General features: G+C 69.2%; 18 protein-coding genes and 1 pseudogene. 11 read left to right on the top strand and 8 right to left on the bottom strand.

Features of this window, described 5'->3' with window-relative positions:
- Positions 1-7: 7 nt before the first annotated feature.
- The 3 genes from ABZX37_RS07900 to ABZX37_RS07890 are packed head-to-tail and all read left to right on the top strand — an operon-like array spanning position 8 to position 3,272.
- Positions 8-817 carry a GAF and ANTAR domain-containing protein gene (locus ABZX37_RS07900; RefSeq protein ID WP_354737108.1) on the top strand — a complete coding sequence of 270 codons (810 nt, stop codon included), beginning with the start codon at positions 8-10 and terminating at the stop codon, positions 815-817.
- Positions 814-1,884 (top strand): GAF domain-containing protein, encoded by a 1,071-nt coding sequence (locus ABZX37_RS07895; RefSeq protein WP_354737106.1) that lies wholly within the window; start codon positions 814-816, stop codon positions 1,882-1,884. Before ABZX37_RS07900 ends, ABZX37_RS07895 begins: the two co-directional genes overlap by 4 nt.
- Positions 1,884-3,272, top strand: a complete 1,389-nt coding sequence (locus ABZX37_RS07890) for an ATPase domain-containing protein (RefSeq protein ID WP_354737203.1) — start codon at positions 1,884-1,886, stop codon at positions 3,270-3,272. The genes ABZX37_RS07895 and ABZX37_RS07890 overlap by 1 nt, the downstream gene beginning before the upstream one ends.
- Before the next feature lie 47 nt (positions 3,273-3,319).
- On the opposite strand, the gene ABZX37_RS07885 is transcribed toward ABZX37_RS07890, so the two are convergent.
- Together ABZX37_RS07885 and ABZX37_RS07880 are read right to left on the bottom strand one after the other, a co-directional pair.
- Complete coding sequence (locus tag ABZX37_RS07885; protein WP_354737104.1) at positions 3,320-4,006, bottom strand: TMEM175 family protein; 687 nt, start codon at positions 4,004-4,006, stop codon at positions 3,320-3,322.
- A 168-nt stretch (positions 4,007-4,174) separates the two neighbouring features.
- Complete coding sequence (locus tag ABZX37_RS07880; protein WP_354737103.1) at positions 4,175-5,128, bottom strand: hypothetical protein; 954 nt, start codon at positions 5,126-5,128, stop codon at positions 4,175-4,177.
- A gap of 395 nt (positions 5,129-5,523) precedes the next feature.
- Between ABZX37_RS07880 and ABZX37_RS07875 the strand changes: the two genes are divergently transcribed.
- From ABZX37_RS07875 to ABZX37_RS07860, 4 genes are all read left to right on the top strand, one after another.
- Positions 5,524-5,730 carry a hypothetical protein gene (locus ABZX37_RS07875; protein WP_354737101.1) on the top strand — a complete coding sequence of 69 codons (207 nt, stop codon included), beginning with the start codon at positions 5,524-5,526 and terminating at the stop codon, positions 5,728-5,730.
- 5 nt (positions 5,731-5,735) lie between these two features.
- Positions 5,736-6,803 (top strand): serine hydrolase domain-containing protein, encoded by a 1,068-nt coding sequence (locus ABZX37_RS07870; RefSeq protein WP_354737099.1) that lies wholly within the window; start codon positions 5,736-5,738, stop codon positions 6,801-6,803.
- A 25-nt stretch (positions 6,804-6,828) separates the two neighbouring features.
- Positions 6,829-7,890 carry a serine hydrolase domain-containing protein gene (locus ABZX37_RS07865; RefSeq protein WP_354737097.1) on the top strand — a complete coding sequence of 354 codons (1,062 nt, stop codon included), beginning with the start codon at positions 6,829-6,831 and terminating at the stop codon, positions 7,888-7,890.
- 196 nt (positions 7,891-8,086) lie between these two features.
- Positions 8,087-9,298: an LppP/LprE family lipoprotein gene (locus tag ABZX37_RS07860; protein WP_354737095.1), complete on the top strand. Its 1,212-nt coding sequence runs from the start codon at positions 8,087-8,089 to the stop codon at positions 9,296-9,298.
- A 38-nt stretch (positions 9,299-9,336) separates the two neighbouring features.
- Here ABZX37_RS07860 and ABZX37_RS07855 read toward each other — a convergent pair whose 3' ends face one another.
- Positions 9,337-9,972, bottom strand: coding sequence for a hypothetical protein (locus ABZX37_RS07855; RefSeq protein WP_354737093.1), 636 nt, complete (start codon positions 9,970-9,972; stop codon positions 9,337-9,339).
- Positions 9,973-10,194: 222 nt separating this feature from the next.
- Here ABZX37_RS07855 and ABZX37_RS07850 point away from each other — a divergent pair, with 222 nt between their 5' ends.
- Positions 10,195-10,524 (top strand): hypothetical protein, encoded by a 330-nt coding sequence (locus ABZX37_RS07850; protein WP_354737091.1) that lies wholly within the window; start codon positions 10,195-10,197, stop codon positions 10,522-10,524.
- Here ABZX37_RS07850 and ABZX37_RS07845 read toward each other — a convergent pair.
- The 3 genes and pseudogenes from ABZX37_RS07845 to ABZX37_RS07835 all read right to left on the bottom strand — a co-directional run.
- A complete protein-coding gene (locus ABZX37_RS07845; protein ID WP_354737089.1) occupies positions 10,514-10,783 on the bottom strand; it encodes a hypothetical protein in 270 nt (89 codons plus the stop codon). The genes ABZX37_RS07850 and ABZX37_RS07845 overlap by 11 nt on opposite strands.
- Before the next feature lie 839 nt (positions 10,784-11,622).
- The gene (locus ABZX37_RS07840; RefSeq protein WP_354737087.1) at positions 11,623-12,444 is read right to left on the bottom strand and encodes a hydrolase; all 822 of its coding nucleotides are present in this window, start codon (positions 12,442-12,444) and stop codon (positions 11,623-11,625) included.
- Between the two features lie 355 nt (positions 12,445-12,799).
- Positions 12,800-13,042 (bottom strand): annotated as a pseudogene (locus tag ABZX37_RS07835) (cytochrome P450); the annotation flags it as partial.
- Here ABZX37_RS07835 and ABZX37_RS07830 point away from each other — a divergent pair.
- The 3 genes from ABZX37_RS07830 to ABZX37_RS07820 all read left to right on the top strand — a co-directional run bounded on the left by ABZX37_RS07830 (position 13,023) and on the right by ABZX37_RS07820 (position 15,444).
- Positions 13,023-13,349, top strand: coding sequence for a hypothetical protein (locus tag ABZX37_RS07830; RefSeq protein WP_354737207.1), 327 nt, complete (start codon positions 13,023-13,025; stop codon positions 13,347-13,349). The pseudogene ABZX37_RS07835 and the gene ABZX37_RS07830 overlap by 20 nt on opposite strands.
- A 77-nt stretch (positions 13,350-13,426) precedes the next feature.
- Positions 13,427-13,624 carry a hypothetical protein gene (locus ABZX37_RS07825; protein WP_354737085.1) on the top strand — a complete coding sequence of 66 codons (198 nt, stop codon included), beginning with the start codon at positions 13,427-13,429 and terminating at the stop codon, positions 13,622-13,624.
- The gene (locus ABZX37_RS07820) at positions 13,624-15,444 is read left to right on the top strand and encodes an HEXXH motif-containing putative peptide modification protein (protein ID WP_354737083.1); all 1,821 of its coding nucleotides are present in this window, start codon (positions 13,624-13,626) and stop codon (positions 15,442-15,444) included. The genes ABZX37_RS07825 and ABZX37_RS07820 overlap by 1 nt, the downstream gene beginning before the upstream one ends.
- Before the next feature lie 3 nt (positions 15,445-15,447).
- Here the strand turns inward: ABZX37_RS07820 and fxsT are convergent, their stop codons facing one another.
- Positions 15,448-19,848, bottom strand: a complete 4,401-nt coding sequence (gene fxsT / locus ABZX37_RS07815) for an FxSxx-COOH system tetratricopeptide repeat protein (protein ID WP_354737082.1) — start codon at positions 19,846-19,848, stop codon at positions 15,448-15,450.
- Position 19,849: 1 nt separating this feature from the next.
- On the bottom strand, positions 19,850-20,932 hold the full coding sequence (locus tag ABZX37_RS07810) for a MoxR family ATPase (RefSeq protein WP_354737080.1): 1,083 nt from the start codon (positions 20,930-20,932) through the stop codon (positions 19,850-19,852).
- Position 20,933 lies beyond the last annotated feature (1 nt).

Here is a 20,933-nt window from a genome sequence, read left to right as displayed (position 1 = left end):
GCCGATTGTGGTGATCGAGCAGGAGCTGGCCAAGATCTACGAGGCGATCCGGGTCCGCGCGCTGGCCGAGGGTTCCCCGGTGGCGCTGCGGCATGTGGCCCAGGTGTGCCGGGACCTGCTGGGCGCCGACGGGGTCGGGGTGCGGCTGGGCGACCGGCTCGGCCTCGGCGAACCCGCCTACGCCACCGACCAGCGCGCCGAACGGGTGCTCGAACTCCAGATCACGGTGGGAGAGGGCCCCGGGCTGACGGCGCTGCGGCGCAGGTTCGCGGTGCTGTCCGCGGACCTGGACGAGCCGCGGCGGTTCCGGCAGTGGCCGATGTTCGCGCCCGCCGCGGTCGAGGAGGGGCTGCGCGCGGCGTTCGCGTTCCCGCTGGCCACCGGGGCGGCGTCGCTGGGGGTGCTGGAGTTCTACCGGGAGGCCGGGCGGTCCCTGTCCGACGCCGAACTCGACCTGGCGCTCACGCTGGTCCAGGTCACGACCGGCCACATGCTCGCCCAGGTGGCCCTCGCGGCGTCGGGCGAGGCGGAGGCGATGGTCGACGAGGGGCTTTACCGCCGCTGGCGCACCGTGCACTCCGCCACCGGAACAGTCGCGGCGCAGCTGGGCTGCCCGGTCACGGAGGCGTTGCTGCGGTTGCGGGCCTTCGCGTACGTCAGCGGCAGGCGGTTGTCCGAGGTGGCCGACGACGTCACCGCGGGCGTGCTGCGGCTGCCCCCTGATCACCCGTCGTGGCAGCGCGACGGCGACCGCGGCAAGGACGACGCGGACGAAGGCCCCGACCAGGACGGCGAAAGCGGGAGGCGGACGGAGTGAACAAGCTGAGCGAGGAGTGGGTCCCGATCCTGCTGGAGGCGGCCCGGACGGTGACGGGCCGGCGCGCCGGGCTGGACGCGGCCTACCTGCTCACCGGCATCTGCGCGCGATTGCCCGGCGTGGACGAGGCGATCGTGCTGCTGCCCGACGACCAGGGCCGCGGCGTCCCGCTCGCCGGGACCGACTGGCCGCTATTCGACGACCTGCTCGCTTTCCGGGCCGACGAGGACCTGTGCGGGACGGCCGGGGAAGGCGCCCGGGAAGCTGTCGTTTACGCCGATCTCGCCGGTCAGGCCGGCCGGTGGCCGGGGCTGGCGCGGATCGCCGCCGCGCACGGCATCGCCGCCGTGCACACGGTCCCGATGGAGGCGTTCGGCGAACTCGTCGGCACGGTCGTGCTGACCAGTCGCGAGCACCAAGCGCTGTCCGCGGGCGAAATCGCCTTCGTGCGAGGCTGCGCCGGGATCGCCGCGGCGGGCCTGCTGGCCGACGCCGTCGCCGAAACCCTGCCGTCCGCCGTCCTCCGGCTGACCCGCCACACCGCGCAGCAGGACCAGATCGCGGTCTGGCAGGCCGTCGGGATGCTCGCCGCCCACCGCGGCGTGGATCTGCCCTCGGCGGAGGCGATGCTGCGCGCGCACGCCCGGGACCTGGCCCAGCCGCTCGTGCACAGCGCCGAGCGCGTGGCGGAAGGCGGCGCGGACGAGATCGCCGGTCCCGGGCACGACACCCGGATCCTGGTCGTGGACCCGGACCGCTTCGCGGTCAGCTGTTTGTCGGACACGTTGCGCGCGGCCGGATTCGACGTCACCGCGGTCGTTTCCGCGGCAGCGGCACAGACCGCGGTTCCTCCTCCCGTGGCGATCATCGACCAGACGGCCTCGGGCGCGGGCGACCTGATCCGCGCTCTCTCCGAAGGACCGGGCACGCAGGTGATCGTGATCTCGCCGGTGGCGGTACAGCAGGCTCCGCCCGCCACCGCCCGGGTGCTGCCCAAACCGGTCCACCCGTCGCAGGTCCTGGACATGGTCCGCGATCTGCACCCCGCGGCCCGGCAGGCCGCGTGATGAAACAGAGACTCGCCAGCGGCTGCGAACGGCTGGACGCGATACTGGGCGGCGGGCTGATCGACCCGTCGATCACCCTGCTCGCGGGAGCCCCCGGGTCCGGCAAGACGGTGCTGGCCCAGCAGTACGCGTTCGCCAACGCCGACCCCGCCCGTCCCGTGGTGTACTTCAGCACCCTCACCGAACCCCTCACGAAGATCACCCAGTTCCTCGACGGCCTCGCGTTCTGCGCGCCGGACCTGATCGGCACCGCGGTGCTGTTCGAGGACCTCGGCGACGCGGTGACCGCTGACGGGCTCGACGCCGGGCTCGCCCGGCTCACCGAGGTCGCGACCCGCACCCGGTGCGGGATCCTGGTCGTCGACAGCATCAAGGCCCTGCGCTACGCCGCCCCGGACCAGGCCGCCTACACGCGCTTCCTCTACGAACTGGCCGGACGGCTCAGCGCGCTGGCGACCAGCACCCTGTGGCTGGCCGAATACGACAGCGCCGAACTGGCGTCCTCGGCCGAGTTCACCATCGCGGACGCCACCATCGCGCTGTCCACCCAGGCCACCGGACAGCGCACCAATCGTGCCCTGCAGGTGCTCAAGCTCCGCGGCAGCACCTTCCTGCCCGGCTGGCACACCTACCGCATTTCCGAGGACGGGCTGGACGCTTTTCCCCGGCTCAGCGACCCCGGCGACGGCAACGGCTCCGTCGACCCGGCCGCCACCGCACGGGTCAGTTCGGGCATCCCCGGCCTCGACGCCATGCTGGGCGGCGGATTCTGGCCCGGTTCGAGCACCATCGTGGCCGGGCCGCCCGGCTCCGGGAAGACCGTCATCGGCCTGCATTTCGCGTTCGACGGCGCGGACCTGGGCCAGCACAGCACTTTCACGACGCTGCAGGAAAGCTCGCTCCAGCTCAACCGGGCCATCCGCAGCCTGGGCTGGGAACCGGGGTCCGACACGGTCACGCTGCGCTGCGAATCCCCCAACGACATCTACATCGACCAGTGGTTCTACGACCTGCTGGACTCGCTGACCGCGAGCCGGACCCGCAGGCTGGTCATCGACAGCCTCACCGACCTCGCCGCGGCGTGCGACGACGACCAGCGATTCAACGAGTTCCTGCACTCCCTGCTGGGCCGCTGCGCCCAAGTGGGCATCACGACGCTGCTCACCCTGGAGATCCCGGACCTGTACGGGCAGGCGGGCCTGTCCGGCACCGGGATCTCCCATCTGTCCGACAACGTGATCCTGCTGCAGTACCAGCGTTCCGGGGCGCGCATCGACCGGGCGCTGACCGTGCTGAAAACCCGGGCCAGCCCGAATCTTCCCTACACCACCGCGTTCGACGTCACCGGCCGCGGGATCGTCATGGACGGCACGGCCGATCGGTCCTGACGCGATTGACTGCGGGAGGTCCGGCGACTGCTCCGGCCAAGCGGCGGTCAGCGGGCGCGCCGGCTCCGCAGGAGCGCTCGCCTGCCAGGCAGGACGAGCAGCAGCAGGCTGTAGTACTGCAACGCGGGCACGACGAGGGCGAGGGCCAACGCCAGGACCAGAGCGAGGACGTTGAGGTAGCTCTCCGTGTAGAGCTCCCGGAGCGCTCCCGGATCCTGATCGTCCTCGTCCATCAGCTCCGGTGCGGTTTTCAGGATCCGCAGCATCGCGAACCGGCACACCATGCTCGCCAGGAGCGTCGCGTAGTAGAACACCGCCACGAACCGGTCGCGGCCGAAGGCGCCGATCATCTCCGTCGGGAGGGGAAGGACGACGACCGACAGCAGCCACCCCATATTCCACATCGTGAAGGGGCGGGTGACCCTCGCGACCGAGGAGAACGTCCGGTGGTGCTCCCGCCAGATGTTCGCGATGACCGCGAAACTCAGCAGGAAACTCCAGATCTGGTCGAAGTGGCCGGTGATCACCTCGCTGGCGTGCTCGTGGGCGGAGGCGACCTCCGGGACGAGGTCGACCAGCGGCAGGATCAGCAAGGTGATGGAAATCGCGGTCACCGCGTCGGTGAACAGCACCAGCCGCTCCCCGGACGCACCGCCCTTGCCCCGGCCCGGCGCGGAAACCGGCGGCCGGGGCCCTCCCGCGCCGGTTTCGTCGGCTGCGTCGCTGGCACTCATCCGTGTCGCACCTTTCCTCTGTCCGGTCCGCGGAGCGGCTCCCGCGTCCCGCGGAGAGTGTCACCGCCGGCTGCGGAGATCGCTCCGCGACACGCCCGCCTCGCGGCAACTGCCCGGAAGTCCGTTCCACAGTGGACGAAAGGATCCAGAATCGGTTCCCGGAGAGGATCAACGATCCGCGACGACCCGGCGATAGTCGCGGATCCCGGCGACAGCCAACGCCGCGACGATCACCCCGGCACAGCAGACCTGTGCGATCACCATCGCGCCGAACGGAATGATCCCGTTCTTCAGCACCACGTTCTGGACCACCGCGAGGGCAATGCACAGAGCCAGCGCCAGCGTCCATCCCGGGCGTGGCCCGATGCGGTGCCGAAACACCAGGTATCCGGCTCCGGCGAGCACGCAAAGCCAGACAAGCGGGGACAAACCGGTGATCTGGTCCGGATCGCCCGGAAGCCCGAACCTGAGCGCGAGCGCGGGAGCGAAGACCAGGCTCCCACCGATGACCCACCACCACGGCCGCGACGGCGGCAGCGGGGCGTCGACGTGGAAGGCCGCCGGCAACAGCACCAGCGGAAGCCACTGCGGAGCGAAGTACAGGACCGATTCGGGACCGAGGCCGGAGGAATGCTTGGCCAGGAACCAGATCGCGCCCGCGGCCAGGATCGCCCCGGCGGCGATCCGTGCCGCGCGGCGCCACCCGTCCACCAGCAGCACGAGCGGGATCAGCGAGACGGCCAGCCGGATCAGCTCCGTGAGCAGATCGGACGTCAGCACCGAGCGGAAGTTCCCGGGGTAGGGGCCGGAGAAGGAGAAGAGCACCCAGAGCGTCTCGCTGGCTTTGCCCGCGGATCTGAGCACGCCCCAGACCAGGCCGAGGAGCACGACCTGCCGCACCAAATCGCCGAGGGCGACCGTGCGCGCGGGCGCCGCCCTGCCCGCCAGCCGCGTCCGCACCCCCAGCGCCAGCAACGCCCACAGTTCGCTCCACAGCGCCGCACGGTCCCGCTCGCCGTGCAGATCGAGCAGGGTGCCGACCATCTCGTCGCCGCGGTCGGCGCGATACCAGGCCGGGAGCACGCGCACCACCGCGCGGTACTGAGCCTCCGTGTCGATCATGCGCGCGCTTCCGCTGAGCCGGACCAGCCGTCCGGCACGCCGGAGAAGGTGCTTGCCCGCAACCGCGTCCGGCGTTCGGGCAGTGCGCTCGGGACTACTCCGTCTCGCTCAGCCATGGTCCACATATATCCTAAGACGATATATAGCGGCGTCCGTTGCTTCGTTGTCCGCGAAACTTCTCCAAGCGGCTGGAGGTGCCGACCCGCCTGACTGCCTCCCTCCCGCCAGCGCAGAGCTGAGGCCCCGGCTATCAACGGCCTCGCCCTCCGGCGGAGCGAACAGCACCACCGGGCGGGTGCCGACCTGGCTGAACGGCAAAGGTAGCGCAGACACCACCGTCAAGTTGGGGGTTTAGGGCATGTTGGCGGCCACCGGCGGTTCCTAGTGTCATCAGCATGGAAATGGAAGCTTCCCGCAGCCGCAAGGCCGGCGGTCCGACCGTCACCACCCTGCTCTTCCTGTTCTTCGTCGCCGGTGCCGCCACGAACTCGATCGGCGCTTTCACCGGGCTGGACACCATGTTCCGGATGACCGCGGGCGGGATCGCCGTGGCGTGCCTGCTGATCCTGATCGTGCGCTTCGTCGCGCGCCGCAAGGACTGACGCCGGTGTTGAACACTGTGCCGTTGGTGCTCGCCGCGTCGCTGCTAGCGCCCGCGGTGCCGGCTGCCGCTGCCCCGGACCCGGTTCGCGCACTCGCGAAGGACATCGTCTCGTCCGGCGCGAGCGGTGTGCAGATCCGGACTGTCCACAACGGACGTTCTCGCACTGTCACCGCCGGAGTGTCCGAACTGGACTCCAGAAAGCCGTTGTCTCCCAACGGACGGTTCCGGATCGGCAGCGCGACCAAGATGTTCACGTCCACTGTGGTACTTCAGCTCGTCGCCGAACACCGCATCCTGCTCGACACCCCCGTCGACCAGTACGTGCCCGGACTGCTCCCGCACGGCAAAGAGATCACCGTGCGGATGCTCCTGCAGCACACCAGCGGGCTCTACGACTACACCGAGTCCCTCCCGCTGTTCGGGCCTGAGCTGGAGAAGATCCGGTACCGGCATCATTCGCCGGAGTCGATGGTCGCGGTCTCGACCGCCAAGCCGCTGGACTTCCCGCCGGGCAGCAGGCATTCCTATTCCAACACCAATTTCATCGTGCTCGGCATGCTCATCGAGCGGACCACCGGGCACGCTTGGGGAACCGAAGCGGCGCAGCGCATCCTGTGGCCGCTGGGACTGCGGCACACGTCGGTTCCCGGGGACCGGACCGGGATCGCGGGTCCGCACGCGCACGGGTACCAGGAGATGAACGGGGAACTGGTCGACGTCACCGAACTGAACCCGAGCATGGCCTGGGCGGCCGGCGAGATCATTTCCACCACCGCGGACCTGGACGAGTTCGTCCGGGCACTGGCGGCGGGGCGACTGGTGCCACCGGACCTGCTGACGCAGATGACCACGCCGCGTTCCGCGACCGAGGAATACGGGCTCGGAGTGCGCACCCCGGTCACCGCGTGCGGCAACCGGGTGTTCGGGCACACCGGCGGGATTCCCGGGTTCCAGACCGTCGCGTTCACCAGCCCGGACGGGAAACAGCGCGTCGAGGCCTCGGTGACGCTGGGGCGGGGCCCGGACTTCGACTGGACTCGCGCCGTGCTCGACAAGGTCTTTTGCAGCTGAGTGCCAACACTGAACGAGGAAACCCATGCTCAACACTGTGCCCTTTGTCCTGACCGCAGCCCTGCTCGCGCCGACGACGCCGGCCGCGGCTGACCCCATTCGGACGGTCGCGCGGGAAACGGTCGCCGCCGGTGCCACCGGCGTGCAGATCCGCGCCGTCCGGGACGGACACTCTCGTACCGTCACCGCAGGAGTGTCCGAATTGGACACCCGCAAGCCGGTCTCGCCCACCGGACGATTCCGGATCGGCAGCACGACCAAATCGTTCGTGGCCACCGTGGTCCTGCAACTCGTCGCCGAGCGCCGGCTCGGGCTGGACGCCCCGGTCGAGCGGTACCTGCCGGGATTGCTGCCGCGTGGCAGCGAGATCACCGTGCGGATGCTCCTGCAGCACACCAGCGGCCTCTACAACTACCTCCGGACGATCTCGCTGGAAGACGCCGATCTGGAGAAGATCCGCTACCAGCACCATTCGCCGGAGTCCCTGGTGGCCATCGCGGCCGCGCGGCCGCTCGATTTCCCGCCGGGCAGCAGGTTCTCGTACTCGAACACCAACTACGTCGTGCTCGGCATGCTCATCGAACGGACCACCGGGCACGCTTGGGGCGACGAGGCGGCCAAGCGGATCCTGCGCCCGCTCGGCATGCGCGAAACGGTGATCCCCGGCGACCGCACCCGGATTCCGGGCCGGCACGCGCACGGATACCAGGAGATGAACGGGAAGCTGGTCGACGTCACCGAACTGAACCCGAGCGTCGCCGGCGCCTCCGGCGAGATGATCTCCACCACCGCGGACCTGGACAAATTCACCCACGCGCTCGCGGCGGGACGGCTGGTGCCGCCTGCGCTGCTGGCGCAGATGACCACCCCGCGTTCCGCGACAGAGGAATACGGGCTCGGAGTGCAGACCCGGACCACTCCGTGCGGGATTCCGGTTTTCGGGCACACCGGCGGGATTCCCGGGTACGGGACGATCGCGTTCACCAGCGCGGACGGGAAGCGCCGGGTGGAAGCTTCGCTGACGCTCGGGCGCGGCCCTGGGGACGGGGCCTTCTACTCGTTGATCGACAAGGTGATCTGCGCCTGAGCGAGACACGGTCTGGGTCCGGCCGGAGAACCGGGCCCAGGCCGCGGCGGGACGACCTCGTGCGGACGGTGCGCCCAGACCCGCGCCCGGGCGTGCCACATTGCTGAGAACGATCAACCGGCACGAGTATTTCAGTGCTCAGTAACGCGATCCGGCACCCCTCCGTCTGTCTTGGTACAGACGAGGAGTTCACGCGATGACCGATCCCTTTTCCGGCGGCCCCGCACCGTGGCCGAGCGCTCCGCCCGCCGCGTTCCCGTGCCCGTACTGCGCACAACCCGTCCAAGCGGGCACAGTTCAGTGCTGGCGATGCGGCAGCCGGCTGATCCCCGCGGCCGCGCCGGGCGAGAGCCTTCGACGGTTCGCCGCCGCGACCGGGCTGGCCGCGGGCGGCGTGCTGGTCGGGGTGTCGCCGGTGCTGCCGTGGTTTCAAGTGGTGCTGCTGGGGAACGCGAGCCTGTTCGACGTCGCTCGCCTGGCGAACAGCCGGACCGTGCCGCTCGTCTTTCTTCCCGTGGCGCTGGCGGTCTGCGGGGCCGCCGCGATCGTCGCGGCTGTCGTGCTGCGGGAGGGCGTCGCTGCCCGAGCGACCGGCTTCGTCCTGTTCGGCGTCGCCGGAGTCCTGGGCGGCTTGCTCCTCGTCAGTCTGCTGAGCGGTCTCGCCGACGCCGGCGGCCTCCTGCGCATCGGACTGGGCCCCTGGGTCGCCGTCGCTGGTGCGCTCTTCATGCTCATCGGCGCGGTGGTGCCACAGCCCGCCACCCGACCGCCGCGCGCCTCCGGCCGCGCCGTCTTCTCCAGCATCGCATGCGCGGTCGCCATTGTGGTCGCCGTGCTGGGATTGACCGCCGCCGTCGGCACCGACAGAGCGACCCGCACCACCGCGGACAGCACGACAACTACGCCGGAGCCGACGCCGACCATCCCGTCGTCGCCGGAACCCGTTCTCCCGCCGGTGTCCACGCAGTCCAGCGTCCCGACCGCCACCTCGACCGAGGATCCAGAGCCGACGGCTGGCCCGCGCACCACCCTCGCCGACGCCGAAGCGGTCGTCCAGGCGAAGGGATACCGCCCGTATCCAGGCACCTCCTGGGTATCCGCCGACGGCTTGCAGGTCATCCTCGCCACCATCGCCGAGTCGGCCGACGGCTACGCGAACCGGGCCTTCTTCTTCCACGACGGCAAGTACCTCGGCACCGACACCTCGGCCGACAGCGCCGGCATCCAAGAGGCGTGGTCCACCGACACCACCATCGCCCTCTCCTACGAGCTCTACAACACCGAAGACCCGCAGTGCTGCCCCACCGCCAACACGGCGACGGTCCGCTACCACTGGACCGGAACCCGCCTAGTCCCCCTCGACGCGATACCTCCCGCCGACCCCACCGCGAACCCGAGCCGGCGCTGACCGCCAAGCTCAGCCGGGACACACCGTGAACCGGCCGCTCAGCGACGACCTTCGGCCCGGTCGCGCACGCGTTGACGCAGCCACTCCAGCAGCTTCGGATCGGCGCGTTTCAGGAGAAGACCCTCGATCATCGCCTCCAGCACCTCAGGATTCCCGTCGTCCACCCGGAGGATCACCTGGCTGAACTCCAGCCCGTAACCGCCCACGACAGCGAAGTCGCGACTCGGTCCGCCGTGAGCCGCCATGAGCAGTCCCGCCGGATCCAGGAAACTCTTCCACTGCGGGATCGCCACCGCGCGAAGATAGTCCTGCGCCTGAGGACCGTACTCGTCCATTGTGTCCGGAAGAAAATCCCAGACATGGCCGCCGAGATGCGAAGCCGGGCCGCGATCGGGCGGCGCCGCCTGCCTCGTCCGGACAAATCCCCCATCGAACTTCGGAGGTTTCACCGCCGAGCCGCCTTCGTAGTACTCCCGCAACACTCGCGGAATCCCGGAAGCTTCCACATGGAACGCGATCCTCGGATCCATCGGATAGGCGCGGAACTGCACGAAGGCCGCGTTCCCCTCCGGCGAGGGCAGCCACCATCGCCGGGTCCGGAGCCGCTTGAAGCCCGCTTCTTTCATCAGCGGATCGACATAGCGTTTCGCGAACTCGTCGAGCAGCTCGGCCATCCGCACCCCCGTCAGGAACCCGTTTCCAGGGTCCTTTCAGCGTAGACCAGATTCGTACGGCTGGAGTGGCCACTGTGGACGGTGTGCGACACCGACGCGACTGAGCCACTGTCCGAAATGGGCCTTCGCGCGGCAATTCACCCGCGCGCCCCACGGACTGTGCGCACTCGGATACCCGTTGCTGATCACCGCGCTACCGGAGCGAAGGATCCGCGCGGTCGAATGCCCGGGTACCTGACCTCACCGGAAGGCTTTTCTCCCATGCCGATTCCGGAACACACCCCGGAGTGCGACTACCTTCAAGCCTGCACAGAAGTCCTCGGCGGCCGCGTGTTCCTCGCGCTGGTCGAGCGCCTCGACAAGATCCATTTCAACCTGGACGGAATCGACGATCCGGTTGCCGCGGCACGGATCGGCGACGGATTGGATCCCATCTTCGACGGTCATGCCACAGCGTGGGAGCTAAGCTACATCCGCGACAACCCCGGTTCGTGGCCGAACGTGATCTTCTACCGAGGAGGAGCCCCCGTTGCCAACCCCTTCATTCCCTGACCGAGATACTCGCCCGGGCGCGGCGCTTCCCCTCGCGTTCGACCGGACTTTTCGCCCGTGGCGCTATACCGTCAGCCATTCGGAACTCCGGTTGCGCACCGTCGACGTCGAAGCCGGGGACCTGATCGAAGCCTCCTTCTTCGGGGTGGTCGGGATGAAACTCAAGTCCGTCTATCAGTCCCTGACCATCGACCACGCAGACCGTGCGCAGACCGCTGAAATACTGGAGTTCGCAGACATCAAAGAGAAATCCGCCCATCACGTGCGATGTTTGACGCTCCGCTCGGCCGGCGACTGCGGGTTCATAGCGTGCCTCAGTTTTGCCGTCAGATCCTATCCCCCTGGAGTCGACCCGGACCAGGCCGCCGACCGGTCCGACAATTCCACTTTGCTCTTCAGGAGTAATCAATAGGGTTCCTCTCCGACGCTTCGTTAAGCCCTACGCGAAAGCTGGCGGGCGACCCGGTGTCGGCAGAGCCGGTGACGAAAGTACCTGCCACGCGAACCATTTCCCTCTCGCAATAGTCCAAAGCAGACAGTTCTGCCGCAGTCATCGGCGAGGAACGCGGCCGGAGTCGGCGGACGGGTGGCCGCGTGCTCGATGCGCGGGTCCGTGGCCAGAGTGCGAACTCCGGGATGGCCGCCGCGCTGTTTCGGCGGGACGAGCGCGATGCTGATTCCCTCGCCTGCGACGTCCAGGAGGTCATGGATGGTGTCGAGCTCGCAGATGCTGCGCCGGGACAGTCCGATGCGGTCGCAGGCGGCGTCGATCCGGTCGGGCAGGCAGCACCCCGCGCCAGCTGTTCATTCGCAATCCTCCCAGACATCCGTGCCGCGAGCCGCTCAGGCTATCGGCTAGTCGGCCTGGGCTGCTGGCACCAGGAGACGGCCGTGACGCGGGGTCCAGCGGTGGCCGAGAGTGCGAACTCCGGCGAAAGTCACGGTTCTGCACCCTGGGAAGCCCGGGCGGCGGCAAGATCTCCCAGGCGCGTGAGGCAGTGACAGCCGAAGCAGGAGCAACCTGGAGTGACGCGCAGCCGGCGGCCACGCGCCACTCTCCGGCAAGCCCATTCCTCCGGGCGAGCCGGAGGAAGCCGCTCAGGTCAGATGGTCAAATTCTCCGCTGACCCAACGGATGTGCGCCTCGGCGGAGCGCTGCACGACGGCTTTGGCGTCCGCGTCGACGGTGTCGCCGCCGAGCGTGTACAACCGGTCGTAGGACCAGCCGTCGAGCCGGTCCACGATCCGCCGGACCACCGCGGCGGACAGCGGAATGTGCTTCGGGAAATTGCGCTGGAACGACACCCAGTTCGGCGCCAGGCCGCCGCTGATCGTGTCGCCGGACAGGAGCGTGCCGTCCGGGGTGCGCAGCGCCGCGCTGCCCAGCATGTGGCCGCCGACCTGGATCAGCTCGACCCCGGGCACCGGCTCGGCGTGCTCGGTCCAGAACTCGAGCACCGGGTCGGTGCGGCCCAGCCATTCCCGGCCCGCGGCGTTGACCAGCACCGGAATCCGCCCGAACGCGTGACTCCAGCTGACCTGGGCGGCGAACATGTGCGGGTGACTGGTCGCCACCGCGACGACCTCGCCGAGCGCCCGGACCGCGGCGAGCGTATCCGGCTCGATGGAGGTCGGCGGATCCCACAGCACGTTCCCCCGCGCGGTCCGCACGACGAACGACCACTGCCCGATGCCCACCATCGGTTCCCGCCGCAAGCTGTGCACCCCGCGGCCATGGTCCCGCTGCCGCACCGTGTGCGCTTCGGCGGCAAGCTGTTCGTGAGTGCGCCAACTCCCGGAATGCGGGCCCAGGTCGCCGCGCTCCTCGATGCCGACCTCGCCGCGGTCCATCACACAATGCGGGGGCTCGGGGGAACCGGGCTGCTCGATGCCGCATCGGTCGCAGATCCATAGTGTCATGATCGCGATTCTCAAACCTCGACATTGGTAGAGGTCAACCAGTTGCACGATCTTCAGTCGCCGCCGTGCGCATCCGCGCGCCTCGCGGCGTTCTCCGGAAATATTCGAAATACCGCTCCAGGTCCGAGCGCCCGGCACGGCCACGCTGTCGAGTCAGGCGGCGATCCTGGAGTCGGCGGGGCTCTTGACCCTTAGGCGCGTTCTCCAGCCCGAGTCGAGCCCGCTGAGGCCAACGGCGGGCATCACGACAGCCGTACTCGAACGATCCGAGATCGCGACCGTTTCCGCAGTTCATAGCCTATGCAAAGGGAGGCAGAGCGGGCCGGGTCGGGCTCGACGCGGCCGCCAACCGGACTGCGATACCCGGCCGCAGCGGGTTCATCCGCTTCGCGGTGAACCGCTTCCCGACCATCCGCCGCCAATTCAGATGCGCAGTACCGTGCTGCGGGATCACCGTCGCCATCTCGCTGTTGAACACCCCGCCGCTCTCGGTATCCGCTGCCCGAGCCGCCTCGTCCGCCGAAGTCGGCCGGGTGCACCGCTGGCGCGACAGCACGTTCTTGACGTCGGCGTAGCGGGTGATCAACGCCGCCTCGTCGAGGAGATCTTCCCGTGCCGCGGCGATCCGGTTGCCGCAGTCCGACCGCCTGCGGCTCGAGTCCGGCGGGCCGGATCTCCCGCAACGGCTCGCCACGGCACTCCAGGAGCCGGCACTCCAGCACGACCTCGACTGGACCGTCGAGAACCAGGTCGAACTCCTCTTCGACCAGGCGGAACTGGCCGGATTCGCGCGCGTCTCCCGCAGACGAACTCGGTGCCTTAGGGCGGCGCGCACGGCCCCCAGCGTCACCATCACCGGGCCCCGCGCGCTCCGTGAACTGGCCGCCCCGCCGGAAGAGGACTGATCGGTCACGAGATCTCGGCTATCCTTGTCAAGGTCCAACTCTCGCAACCGTTCCACGGGGTGGAGGGAATCGGCACGATGAGTTCTTTCTCGGCTAGTACGGAACCGGACATCGAATCAGCGTTGATCGATCTCGACGCGGTCTCTTTCACCGCGTTACGGGAACTGGACAGTGAAGCCTTCCGCCGTTCGGCGCACCATGTCGTCGAACGCGCCAGGCAGGTGCACGCACGTTATCGGAGCCAGAACGCCGGGGGTGGCGAGCGGATCGACTGATGTCACCGCCAGCCGAGACCGGCCCCGCGTTCCACCGCTTGCCCTGGCGGGATTTCGACGCACTCGCGCGCCTTGACGGCGACGAGGAGATGGCCCGCCGCCTGCGCCGGGCCGAGCGGAGCAGACGAAAGCTCCTGATCCACGCCCTGCTGACCGAGGCCACGAAGACCCCGGACCACTCGGGGCCCTTGCCGCCGCTGGATTCCGCCTGGGAGCTCCTCGGCCGCGCGGAAGCGAGGGAACCGCGTGCGGTCAACCGGATGCTCACCAATCCGTACACCGGGAGCTGGGCGGGCTACACGACTCGCTTGCTGCGCAACGGAATCGACGGCGTCGGTCCGTTGTGGATGCACCTGGGCCAGGCGCACGCGATCGCGGCGGCCGCGGCGATCCGGGCGGGGCTGGATTTCGAGACCGCCATCCCGGTGTGGCTCGGTAACGCGATGCTCCCGTCGCTCGGCATGGCCAGATTCCCGGGCATCGGCACGTTCTCTTCGGCAGTCGTGCGAGGAGCGGCCGGCCGGTACTCCGTATCGAACGCCGAAACGACGGTCCGCATCCCGGACGCGCCCGATTCCGACGCCCCGGGCTGGTGGGGAATCCGCCGGGTGCGGAGCCAGGTCGGCGCGCACCGGTTTTCGCTGTGGCTCGACGACCTCGACCCGTATCGCGGACTCTACGAGCCGATCCCGCCGGATCGCCTGCCCGGCAAGGACATCGCGGACTGGCAGCGGCTGATCGACGAGGCCTGCCGTCTGATCGACGCCCATCTGCCCGGGCTGGCCCGGATCATGCCGGTGGGGCTGGCGGCGCTGGTCCCCAAACCGCACGTGCTCTTCCGGAATCCGAGCGCGTCGACCGGCGAGGCGTTCGGCAGTGCGGTGGTCGCCCTTCCCTCCGACGGCGCGGCGCTCGCCGACACCCTGATCCACGAATTCCAGCACATCGTGCTCGGCGGCCTGCTGCACCTCGTCGAATTGTACGAGCCGGATCCGAGGGAACGGATCTACGTCGCCTGGCGAGACGATCCGCGGCCGTTGAGCGGTGCGGTGCAAGGGGTCTACGCCTTCTTCGGCGCGACGGCCTTCTGGCGGGCACTCGCCAACGCCGGTCTGACACCACGGCGCTCGGCATTCGAATATGCCTATTGGCGCGGCCAAACCTGGCGGACCCTGCAGGTTCTGCGGACGGACTCGACGCTGACCGCGGCCGGACGTCGTTTTCTCGACGGTATCGCGGAACGCCTCGGCCCCTGGCAGGACGAGGCTGTCCCGGCGGAGGCGCGCGAACTAGCCGACGCCGCCGGCCTGGACCATCTCGCCGGCTGGCGCGTCCGTCATCTCCGCCCGAGCCCGACGCTGGTCACCGCGGTGGCGGAAGCGTGGCTGAGCGGCCGTTCACGACCGCCCGCCCCGCACACCACCGATCTGCCGCCGACGCCGGTGCCGGACGGCTCCTGGTCCCCTGCGCGGACCGATCTGATCCGGCTCGCTGTCGGCGACGCCGCACCACTGCTCGACCCGGCCGGACGGCCCGCCGTCCCCGGTGCCACCACCGCCGATTTCGCTTACGCCCGAGGCGAATTCACCGAGGCGATAGCGGGCTATCGCACAGAACTCGCCGCGGATCCCGACCGTCCGGCCTCGTTGGTCGGGCTCGGCCTCGCGCTTTCCGCGCGAGGTCCGGACCCGGCCGCCCGCGCCTTGCTGCACTGCCCGGAACTCGTCCGCGCGGTGCACCGTCAGTTGCGCACGCTGGCTCCGCCGCCACCGCCGGTGGAGCGGATCGCCGCGTGGATCGGCCAGCTCGTTTCGGGCTGACCGTCACATCAGCATGGGGTCGATGTCGCAGTCGGCACGAGCACCGCGCACCGCCGCCTGGGTCCCGGGGTGGGCCTCGCCGAGGACCCGGCGGTACTTGCCCAGAATCGGGTCTTGGAAGGGAGCTGCCTCCTCCGCGTGCCCCGCGGCGGCGAAATCCAAGCCCAGGTTGAAGCTCGCGGCCAGCGTGGTCGGATGCTCCGCCCCCAGCACCTGGCGGCTGCGTTCGGCCGCGTCCTTGCCGAGCTCGATCGCCTTGTCGAGTTCTCCCGACGCGGACAGCCCGCTGGCCAGGTTGATCGTGACGACTACCGCATACGGGTGATCCGGGCCGATGCTGGCGCGGAAGTATTCGAGGGCGCGTTCGTCGAGGGCGCGTGCGGCCGCGACGTCGCCCTGGAGCCGCAACGTCACCGCGAGGTCGGCGCTGGCGGCCAGGGCGTGCGGGTGGTGCTCGCCGAGCCCGTTGCGGTACCGGTCGAAGGTCTCCTCGCCGAGTTTCTTCGCCGCCGCCAGGTCGCCCGAGTGCCGGAGATCGATCGAGTGGGCGAGGGCGCAGGCCATCGTGGTGGCGTGATCGTCCCCGTAGACGAGCCGGAACCGGCGGAGCGCGTCCGTCGACAGGTACAGCGCGCCGGGGTGGTCACCGTCCTTCCGGCGAGCCACCGACAGCAGGAAGGAGTTGGTGACGGAGTCCGGCTGGTCCTCGCCGTAGCGCGCTTGGAAGTTCTCGGTGAGCCGTTCCTGCTGGACCCGGGCCTGGCCGTATTCGCCCGACTCGCGCAGGTCCACGATCATCGCGCTGTTCGCGCTGAAGGTGCGGACGTGATCACGGCCGAGGACCTCGGTACGCCGCCGGTACGTTTCCTGATCGAGTTCCAGGGCCGCCTGGTAGGCACCGGAAAGCCGGAGGCTGATCCCGTGCTGGAACGCCGCGTTCAGCGTCTCCGGATCGTCCTCGCCGAACATGCGCTCGGCCTTGTGGTAGATCTCTTCGCTCAGTTTGTTCGCCGCGGCGAGATCCCCCCGCGCACGAAGGTCGATCGTGATGTTCCGCTGCAGGGCGAACGTTTCCTCGTTCTCCTCACCGGATACCTGCAGGCGCAGCGCGAGAGTGCGCTGGTTGAGTTCGGCGGCCTCGCCGTAGCGGCCGATCGCCCACAGGTAGAGCCCCAGCCGCGAGGAGACTTCGAGCGTCTGCGGATGGGTCGGGCCGAGGATTTCGGTGAAGCGGCTCCGCGCCTGGAGACCGAGCCGGGCGGCTTCTTCGTGGTCGCCGTATTCGAACAGGTAGCGCATCAGGTTGATGTAGAGCTGACGCGGCCAGTCGTCGTCGCAATCCAGCACGTTCGCCGCGTACGCGTGCGGCAGGAGTTCGCGGTAGCGCGGCCAGTGCCTGCTGGACTCGGGGTCGTTCGGGTCGAGCGCGGCCAGCAGCTGATGCGCGCCGTGCTGCATCCGCGCGTGCACCTGGGGAGCCATGACCCGGTTGCGCAGCACCAGCTGGACCAGACGGTGCAACTGGAGGGTGTTGCTGCCGTGGTCGATCTTCGCGAGACCGTACCGGTTGATGTCACGGATGGCGCGAGCCAGCTTGATCGGCTCGCGAAGAGCGGAGTCGAGCTCCGGGGAGATGGACACCCGGCTGACCCCGGTCAGCAGATCGCGCGAAATCGGTTCCGGGGAAAAGAAAGCACAGATGTGCAGGATCTGATGTGCCGCCGGGTTGCGGGTCTTCAGCTCCTCGAACGAGACGTTCCACGCCGCGGCGACGGAGACCTCGTAATCCGGCGCCGACGCGGTGTCGAGGATTTCCTCGACCGATTCGTCGAACAGGCGCAGATACTCCTGCACCGGCATCCCGGTCACCGCGCGCCAGGCCGCGGCCTGCTCGACGGCCAGCGGCAGATCGCCGAGTTTCTCCGCGAGTTCGTCGGCGTCGTCCGGGTCGATCTCCGGTCCGCGGCGGCCGAGCAGTTCGATGCTCTCCTCGCGTTTGAAGACCGCGAGTTCGAGCGGGCGCGCGATACCGGCCCAATCGGAGTTCCGGGAGGTGATCAGGATTTCGCCGGGTCCGTTGCGCGGGAAGAACGGCAGCACGGTCTCCGGGCTCTCCGCGGCGTCGAAGATCAGGAGCCAGCGGCGGAACGGCCGTCCGGTGCGGAGCGCCTCGATCACCGCGGGGACCGCGATGTTCGCCTCGGACGCGCCTTGGAGACCAAGGATCCCGGCGAGTTCGGTGAGGCCCGCGCGGATCTGCGTGGTGTGCGCGGCGTCGATCCACCACACCAGGTCGTAGTCCTGGAGATGCCGATAGATGTATTCGGTGGCCATCTGCGTCTTGCCGATACCGCCGAGACCGTGCAACGCCGACGGGAGCACCGCGGTGGTGCCGCTGCTCAACCGCTTGGTGAGCTGGTCGAGCAGCTCGTCGCGGCCGGTGAAGTTGGGGTTGCGCGGCGGGACGTTCCCGAAGACCAAGGGCGGATCGTCCGGCCGGCGCGCCGGGAAGGCGCGCGAGGCACCCGAGGTGGCGGGATGAACGATCCTGGTCGTCGGCTCGTTCACTTCGGATTCGCTGAGGTAAGGCGAGCGTCCCTGCGGCGCAGGTGTCGAGGCAGGTGGACGTTCGGCCGTCTCAGGCATCTTTGGGCTCTCACTCTTGATGGGTGTCTTGATTGATTCAGATCCGGACAGGACGAAATTTCGGCCTTGAACCACATTCCGCAACCGGTCCGCGCGGGACAGATACGGCCCGGACAGCGCGCGCATGACGACGCTTTCCAGTTCGACGTCGGACGAGGACTCTTGGGTGAGCACGGGATCCGGCGTGTTGTTCGGGTCGGCGAGGGCGTCTCGGAGGTGACCGAGCAGCGGAATCCGGCCGCCGAAATGGGTGGCGGCCACTCGGACGACACTGGCCGTTTCCGACCGTCGCGCGCCGCTGAGCAGCAATTCCCGGACTGCCTCGGGAAAAGCGAAGACCCCACCGGTGTCCCAAGTGGACTTCCCTCCCCTAGGTCCGGGAGCGTACATGATCCCCGAAAGCAAAAGTTCGAGGAGGTGCTCCAGTCCGGCTTCCGGCACGAACCGTTGTCCCACCAGCTTCGCCACGTCGAGCCGGACCGGTACCGCCGCGAGCACCTGGGCCAAGCGTAGCGCCGGCGGCGACGCGACACTGCGAAATTGGTGCACTCTTTCGGCGGGTGACAAAGCTACCGGCGGGTCGGGGGAATCAGGCCGGGAAGTCCGTTCCGCGGCAAGCACGATCGTGCCTTCGACGGCGGCGCTGTTTTCGCCGGTCATCAGTCCGGCCCACCACGCCAGCGCGCGCGGGCGCAGTTCGAGCACCGGTACCGGCACGACGCCGGCGGGCGCCGGCGGACCGGGCTCGAGCCAGGAGTCGGCGAGGTCGAAAGCCCACCGGCCGTTGGGGGCCAACGCGTTCGGGACCCGCAGCCGGGCCTCGCGGGGGTTCATCCCGCAGCGTCCCCACAGCCATCGCGGGAGCAGATGCACGATGCTCACCGGCATCGCCGCGCCCCAGCGCGCCAGAATCGGGTACAGCGCGTCCTTCTTCTGCCAGGTGTCCCCGACCCCGTCGGTCAGCAGCAGCACCGCGCGCCGTCCCGACGCGTCCAGGATCTCGTCCGGGTCGCGGGCGGGCGCGCCGGCCGTGCCGCCACGGACCACGAGATCTTGCCGGCCGTTGTCCTTGGCTGTTTCCAGCAGGCGGACCTGAACGGTGCGGAAAGCACCCGCCTGCCGGAGCAATTCGACGAAAGCGGACACACGAGGGCGCCACAGCGCCATCGACGGCCCGTTGTCGAGGACAAGCGTCAGGTCCAGCCAGCGCTCTTTTCTCGATCGGGTGACCGGCCACCACCGGCCGGTCTCCGCGACCCGGACGGCGGTCGCCTCTTCGTCCAGGACCACATTGTTGTGTCGCCGCGAGGGCTTCTCTCGTTTCAACGTTCTCAGCGCCCGGAAGTACTCCAGCGATTCCAGGAGCGCGGCGCCGCCGGGCCCGGTGCCGTCGACCGCGGGTTCGGGCAGTTCACCGCGCACGACGCCGATCCCGGTCGCCTCGCCCCCGTCCTCGCCCGGCGACGGGACGTCGGCGATCGGAAACCGTCGTGGCTCGGGTGCCGGGGGGATCTCCCGGCGTTCCGAAGGCGCATTGCGAATCCGCACGTCTTCGCCCGCCGGTTTCGGCTCCTGGACGCGATCCTCGCGCGCGGGAGAGGAGGGCGCGATGGCCGCTGCCAGCCAGACGATGTCCGCGACATCGGTCCAGTTCAGGTCTTCGAACTCGAACCGCCTGCCGCTCCGCGGAAAGTCGGTCGCCCGCCGCTCCGCCGCCGGGACGGAGCGCGGGGCGGGGGCACCGCCCGGCACGCCCATGTCACCGCACCGTCAGTCGTTGCCAAAGAGCGTCCACCAGCCGCGGCCACGCTTCCTGATCTGGCTGGTAGGCACCCGAAGTGGCCAGATAGACGGCGTCGAGCAGCCTGTCGGTGGGAAGTCCGCCTTCCGCCTTGCTGCGTTCGGCGAAGTCGCGGATGAGCTTGTCCCGGTGTTCGCCGTTCTCGCTGACCAGGTGACTGGCCACGATCGCCGCGAGCTGGTCCTGATCCGGGTTCTCGATCCGCAGTTGCAGGCACCGGCGGAGGAACGCGGGCGGGAATTCCCGCTCCCCGTTGCTGGTCATGACGATGATCGGGAAGGCGTGGCACGCGATCCGGCCGTCCCGGACGACGGCGGTGCGCTGCGGGTCGGCGGTGTGCACGGTGACTTCGGGATGCCGGTTGCGGACCCTGGCCAATTCCTCGACCGAGAACTCGCCGTCCTCGAAAATCGACAACAGGTCGTTGGGCAGGTCCGCCTCGGACTTGTCCAGTTCGTCGATCAACAGCACCCGCGGCAGCCTGCTGGGCAGGAACGCGGTGCCGAGCGGGCCGATCCGGACGAAATCGCCGATCGGCGGCTCTTCGGCCTCACCGCCGAGCTGGGCCTGGCTGGTAGCCGCGGCCTGGACCCGGCCGATCGCGTCGTAGCCGTACAGCCCGGAACTCAGCGCGGTATGACTGGTGATCGCCCAGCGCAGCACCCGGCCGAGGCCGAGTTCCCTGGCGATCCGGTAGGCGAGACTGGACTTCCCGGTTCCCGGATTTCCGGTGACCAGCAAGGGTCGCCGCAGATACAGGGCGGCATTGACCATGTTCAATTCGCCCGCGTCGGCGTCCTGCTCGGAAAGAGTGAACGCGGTACCGAGCCGGCGCTCCGCCTCGCCGTCGTCCGGCGGCGGCACGTCGTGTTCCGGCGGCGGGTCGCCGCGATAGGAACGCCACGGCGGCGGCGCGGGCAGCAACTGGGCGAGATCGATGTCGTGGATCGGCCTGCCGGTGCCCCGGTAAATCCACCAATCGGGTGCGTCGAACTGCGGCGTCCGGCCGTCCACCGTCGCGTCCTGATCGTTCACGCTCATC

It is taken from the genome of Amycolatopsis sp. NPDC004079 (assembly GCF_040610415.1).
Lineage (GTDB): Bacteria > Actinomycetota > Actinomycetes > Mycobacteriales > Pseudonocardiaceae > Amycolatopsis > Amycolatopsis halotolerans.
The sequence above is the reverse complement of the archived record's forward strand: the minus strand, read 5'-3'. Positions and strand labels throughout refer to the sequence as shown.